This is a genomic window from Spirochaetota bacterium (assembly GCA_038043445.1).
Taxonomy (GTDB): Bacteria; Spirochaetota; Brachyspiria; order Brachyspirales; family JACRPF01; genus JBBTBY01.
The window spans coordinates 1-5,520 of sequence record JBBTBY010000011.1 but is presented as its reverse complement, the minus strand read 5'-3'; the positions used below and the strand labels follow the sequence as shown (position 1 = coordinate 5,520).

Below are 5,520 nucleotides of genomic sequence, written 5' to 3'. Positions count from 1 at the left end.
GAGGCGATAGACTAACTTCTCGATCGGAACGAGGATCGGTGTAAAAAACGACCGACGACCTTCGAACGTATCGGCCAGATAATTCCCCGCCGCCGCCGCGGCACAGATGAGAACAATAAGTAATGAACAGACAAAGAGAATTTCATACAACATACACTGCCTCCGAGGACATGACGTCGGTTGATTATGGTGATTCTATTGACACAGCCGTTCAGAGCGCGAATGTCCAGACGGACCGCGCCCATGCAATGAACGGATGACACTTGAAAGACCCTGAGGACACTGAAATAGTAACATCACCGGAAAAAATGTCAAGAAAAATTCGTGGAAATTTGTATCCTGCAATATACAAAGAACACGCCCACTAATTCGCTTGATTTTCCAAGAATATGCACTATAGTCATCCGCGAAGCGGAAGTCTTCGGCGAAGGACGAAACGCCGCGAAGCCTTTTCCGCTTCGGGAGTGCACGATGGCAGAGAAACTATCGAGATCGCTCGTTTCCTATGGCGTACCGCTTGCCAGTGTGGCGTTCGCGACCCTGATCTATACGATGATCGTTCCGCACATTCCGGATACGACCATCGTGCTCACGTATGTGCTTATTGTTCTCCTCTGTTCCCTTTTCTGGGGGATGGGCTCGGGGCTGACAGCGTCCTTGGCGGGCGCGCTCTGTTTTAATTACTTTTTCATTCAGCCAGTCGGTACTTTTCTCATCGCCAATCCGCAGGACATCGCCGCGTTCAGCTTTTTTGTCATCGCTGCCGTCATCGTCAGTGCCCTTTCATCGGCCATACAGAAACACACCGACGAGATCAGCCGGAAACGGTCCGAGGTCGAGCGCTTGAACAGGCTCGCGACGGTGCTCCTGCAGGTCCCCGACACTCCGAAAGGTACGGTCGCGATCGCCGATTCCATCGTTGCAATATTCAGTTTCGAGTACTGCGGGGTGCATGTACCCGACAGGAAAGGGATGTGGAAACATGTATCGCTGAGCTCGAAGTTCCCTCATAACGTGACCCTTCCCGATTCCGGGAAATTCCAGAAGGTCACCCTGGATACATTGATCGATGAGAACGAAAGACAGGTCGAGTATGTAAAGCTCCGCACACCGAAGGGGACGATCGGCCTTTTTGCGTACCATGCGGACGGTGTCTCGGAAAATGTGGTCGAGGCGATCGCAAGCATGGTAGCGCTTACGCTTCAGCGCAGCCGAAAGGCCTGATACGCCTCGTGCTCAGCCGCTTCGGTACGCGAGGGGCGACACGCCCGTCCAGCGCTTGAACACACGGCTGAAATGGAATTGGTCCGAGAAACCGAAATCATCGGCGATGCGATTCACCGGAAGCTCGGTGCGCCGCAATAACGGCTGTGCCGCTTCGACCTTAAGCCTGAGAAAATACTGATTCGGCGGAACGCCCACGCGCGACTTGAAAAGACGTATGAAATAGGACCGGTTCAGCCCCGCGCCACGCGCAAGTTTCCCCACATCGAGCGCAGGCTCCGCGATGCGATGTTGAATTTCGCGCAGCGCCGTTTCCACTGCGGATGACTCAGCTGCATGCTCAGGATGCGGTGTATTGATCTCGTAGATGAGCGATACGATGCTGTAGAACGCGGCCTTCTGCGCATATGCATGATCGGATGCCAGGCGCGAGCGTACCGCTTCGAAGAACCATCGCCGGTTGAGACCGATCGCTATCTTCGGCATGCGCGCACGGATAAGCGCCGCTATCTCGCCGTTCGCCATGCCGCAGGGATATACCGATGTGGAATAACAGCGAAGTGCCGCCGACTTCGCACGCATGCGGTATTCGTGCTCGGAAGGGATTATCACCAGGTCGCCCGGGGCGGCATGTACACAGTGCTCGCCGTCGATGACTTTGCCCGTACCGTCGAGGATATACACAAAGGTGAATCCCTTCGGCTGCCTGCCGCGGACGGTGCTGTCCCCGGCGCTGAACACCTCGAATTGAACGGCATCGATATGCATGCCGATAGTATAGCAATGCCGGAATGAAAGTCAATTTCGTTCATGCCGCACCAGTGCGATGCCATGGACTTCATGCCGCAATTATTATATCATGATAGGCATCCGGGTTCGGTGACCCGGCAGCGGAGGACAGCGAATGAAGATGCGTGCACTCGGCCGTACCGGCCTTTCCGTATCACAGCTCGGTTTCGGCGCCATGCGCCTGCCGATGCTCTCCAACGGCACCACGGTCGACCGGGAACTTTCAACGCCCATGTTCCATGCAGCATTCGATGCCGGCGTCAATTATGTCGATACGGCCGTGGGCTACTGCCATGAGGACAGCCAGCGTGCCGTGGGCGATGCGCTGAAAGGCTATCGCGAACGTATCATCGTTTCGACGAAGAACCCGGATTACGGCACGGATGAATCCGCGTGGCGTCGGAACCTTGAGAACAGTCTCGCAAGGCTGAACGTCTCATGTATCGATATCTATAAACACCATGGGATAAATTGGAAGCGATACACCGAGATCGTAGAACCCGTGTCATCAAAATGGATGCAGAAGGCGAAGGACGAAGGGTTGATACGCCACATCTCGGTATCATTCCACGATTCACCGGAAAATCTTATTAAGATCATCAATACCGGGTATCCGGACGTGATAACGCTTCAATACAACATACTCGACAGGCAGCTTGCGGACGGGATAGCGCTCGCTCATGAGAAAGGAATCGGCATCGTAGTGATGGGCCCTGTCGGCGGCGGCCGGCTCGGGGCATCGAGCCCTGTGCTTGAGGGAATGGTCCCCGGCATCAAGCGCGTACCCGAGCTTGCGCTTCGTTTTGTACTTTCAAATCAGGACATATCCGTTGCACTTTCCGGCATGAGCACGATGGAGCAGGTGCGGGAGAACTGCGCGGTCGCAGCGGATGCGGGCGTATTGTCGGGCGACGATACGAAGCTCATCGATGATCGAATGATACAGCTGAAAAAAATGGCGGAACTCTACTGCACCGGCTGCAATTACTGCATGCCCTGTCCGTCGGAAGTGGCCATACCAAAGATATTCGAGCGATATAACCGCGGGAAGATATACGGGCTCTGGGATAATGCGCGGTCGGTATACGCGACCATCGGCCGCGAGAAATGGGATGCGGGACAGAAGGCCGACAGCTGCATAGAATGCGGCGCATGCGAGGAAAAATGCCCGCAGCACATACCGATACGGGAACAGCTGCGCGAGGCACATAAAGCACTAGCTGTGTAGGCGCGACAGACCGCTGTCGGACTAGACGAAATAACAGCCGATAAGCGTTTTCTTATTGCGGTCATCCATCGATGTCCATGCGACATGCGCCGTCATCGAGCGGCGAATGGAATTCGTGAGCCCGAACGCTATCTCCACATCCTCACCGACGGCAAGCGGCACCGTCGTCTCGAGCAGCACGCCGTATGATGTCACATCGACGCTTACCCCGTCGCCCTTCTTGCCGAACGTGCTTCGGGAATGCAGCGCTACCGGGACGCGTACCGGTACTCTCCGGATACGGCGCTTATCGGACACGTTCTTTTTAGGCTGCATGAAATCTCTCCCGAAACGCGTGTATCATATCCATAATCGCAGGAATCGTCAAGAGCGTTTGAACGATGCGAGTGCCTTATCCTCATCCTCATATATCGCGAACATGTCCATAAGCTCGACGATGCTGAATATTTTCTTGACCGCGCTGTTCATGCCGCATATCACAAGGCGTCGCTTGCTTGCCTTCAATATCCTTGACGTGGCGACGAAAAGCCGTATCCCCGAACTGCTCATATGTTCCACTGAGCGAAGGTCGAAAAGGATATGCGAATCAGGGTTATTCTCCATCACGGTGTTCACCTGCGTCTCTATCTCCAGCGTTACGTTCACTTCGAGCCGCCCCTCGAGATAGATGATGATGATGTCGCCTTCCTTCTTCGTGCTCAGTTCCATCGCTCACTCCTTGTCCCGCGGTTTCATATGCCTGTATTTTAGCATAGGTGTATAGGGAATACAATGGCAGAGCAGGGAGAATACGGCCAGCACGGCATCGAACACGAGCTCATTGATGTTGATGCGGCGCTGCGGTCCCATGGAGACCCGCGGATCAGACGCCGCTGAACGCCGAGAATCCGCCGTCGACCGGGAGCACTATGCCGGTGACGAATCTCGCTGCATCGGAACAAAGCCATACAAGCGCACCGACGACCTCGGATGATTCCCCGAAACGCCCCATCGGCGTATGCCCGATGATGGACGCGCCGCGCGGCGAGAGCTCACCTGTCTCCTTGCTGGTTAGAAGGAATCGATTCTGTTCCGTGAGGAAGAAACCCGGGGCTATCGCATTCACGCGGAATTTTTTATTGTAGTTCTGCGCCATGTGCACGGCAAGCCACATGGTGAAATTATTGACGGCGGATTTTGCCGCACCGTAGCCGAGAACCTTGGTAAGCGGACGCATCGACGCCATTGATGATATGTTTATTATCGTGCCCGCCTCGTTATCCTTCATCACCTTGCCGAACACCTGCGAGGAGAGGAGCGCGCCGCCGAAGAAATTGAGATGGAGCACGTCGCGTATCGCCTCCATGGGCATGTCAAAGAACGTGTTCGTATCGGACGATGTGGCCCCCGGCTGATTGCCGCCCGCGCCGTTGATGAGTATGTCTATCTTCGTAAATTTATTCTGTATCGTATCCGCCGCCGCGGCAAGACTGTCACGGCTCATGATATCCGCCTTCACGCCGATGACGTTCGCCACACCTTTCATCTTTTCATCGAATTTCTTCTCATCGCGGGTAAGCACGGCGACGTTCGCCCCGCATGCTGCGAGGCCTTTGACCATTTCAGTGCCAAGCACGCCGGTGCCGCCGGTTATGACGGCCGTCTTGTTTTTCAGCGAGAACATCTCAATACCCACGATCGACTCCTTGTGACGGTAATGACGTAATAGTACGGTAAACGAGGGAATTTTCAAGCGCAGCGCAGAAAAGGTAACATAACGCGTCAAAAAAGCTGTTCACTACTTTGCATTGTGTCAGTTATAGTCCCTGCTGTCTATTTTTCGAGAGTGTATTGTGCGTACTGTTGTAAGCGCTTACATTGCGGGCAATGAAAGGGAGGCCTGATTGCGAATACGTATGGCAATGACTGGTAAATTTCTGGACATCGTTTGTCGATACTTATTCCATGGTCAAAAGTCCATCCCCATCCGAAAACACATGAGTATTTTCACGCGATCCGTTGTTCTCGCTGCATTCCTTGTCATCTCCTTGCCTTTGTCAGGCTACTATTTCGTCGACGAATTCAATTTCGTGAACAAGACGAACTGGTATTCGAATTTCTATATGGCGCGGGAAGGAAGGGTTGACCTGAGCGTCGCGACACCCGGCTACACGCTCGGGGCAACAGGGGAGTTTTTCGTTTCGAACAATATCTATGGTGCGAACGATTACGACAGCGCTTGGGGCGGGGTCGGTATCGTTCTTTCGAACAGAAAGTTCAATGCATCATCATCCATCCCC

The 5,520-nt window shown here is 54.1% G+C and carries 7 protein-coding genes; 3 read left to right on the top strand and 4 right to left on the bottom strand.

Annotated elements, in window-relative coordinates; all coding sequences use genetic code 11:
• Nucleotides 1-471 precede the first annotated feature (471 nt).
• Nucleotides 472-1,224 carry a DUF4118 domain-containing protein gene (locus AABZ39_01635; GenBank protein ID MEK6793449.1) on the top strand — a complete coding sequence of 251 codons (753 nt, stop codon included), beginning with the start codon at nucleotides 472-474 and terminating at the stop codon, nucleotides 1,222-1,224.
• Between the two features lie 12 nt (nucleotides 1,225-1,236).
• Here the strand turns inward: AABZ39_01635 and AABZ39_01630 are convergent, their stop codons facing one another.
• A complete protein-coding gene (locus AABZ39_01630) occupies nucleotides 1,237-1,992 on the bottom strand; it encodes an AraC family transcriptional regulator (GenBank protein ID MEK6793448.1) in 756 nt (251 codons plus the stop codon).
• Nucleotides 1,993-2,128: 136 nt separating this feature from the next.
• Between AABZ39_01630 and AABZ39_01625 the strand changes: the two genes are divergently transcribed.
• The gene (locus AABZ39_01625) at nucleotides 2,129-3,241 is read left to right on the top strand and encodes an aldo/keto reductase (GenBank protein MEK6793447.1); all 1,113 of its coding nucleotides are present in this window, start codon (nucleotides 2,129-2,131) and stop codon (nucleotides 3,239-3,241) included.
• 21 nt (nucleotides 3,242-3,262) lie between these two features.
• Here AABZ39_01625 and AABZ39_01620 read toward each other — a convergent pair whose 3' ends face one another.
• The 3 genes from AABZ39_01620 to AABZ39_01610 form a co-directional block, all read right to left on the bottom strand.
• Entirely contained in the window at nucleotides 3,263-3,556 is a 294-nt protein-coding gene (locus tag AABZ39_01620; protein ID MEK6793446.1) for a PilZ domain-containing protein, read from the bottom strand.
• 48 nt (nucleotides 3,557-3,604) lie between these two features.
• Nucleotides 3,605-3,949 carry an STAS domain-containing protein gene (locus tag AABZ39_01615; protein MEK6793445.1) on the bottom strand — a complete coding sequence of 115 codons (345 nt, stop codon included), beginning with the start codon at nucleotides 3,947-3,949 and terminating at the stop codon, nucleotides 3,605-3,607.
• 154 nt (nucleotides 3,950-4,103) lie between these two features.
• Entirely contained in the window at nucleotides 4,104-4,916 is an 813-nt protein-coding gene (locus AABZ39_01610) for an SDR family oxidoreductase (protein ID MEK6793444.1), read from the bottom strand.
• A 301-nt stretch (nucleotides 4,917-5,217) separates the two neighbouring features.
• On the opposite strand from AABZ39_01610, the gene AABZ39_01605 reads away from it, so the two are divergent.
• A partial coding sequence (locus AABZ39_01605) for a hypothetical protein (protein ID MEK6793443.1) occupies nucleotides 5,218-5,520 on the top strand: 303 nt, incomplete at its 3' end.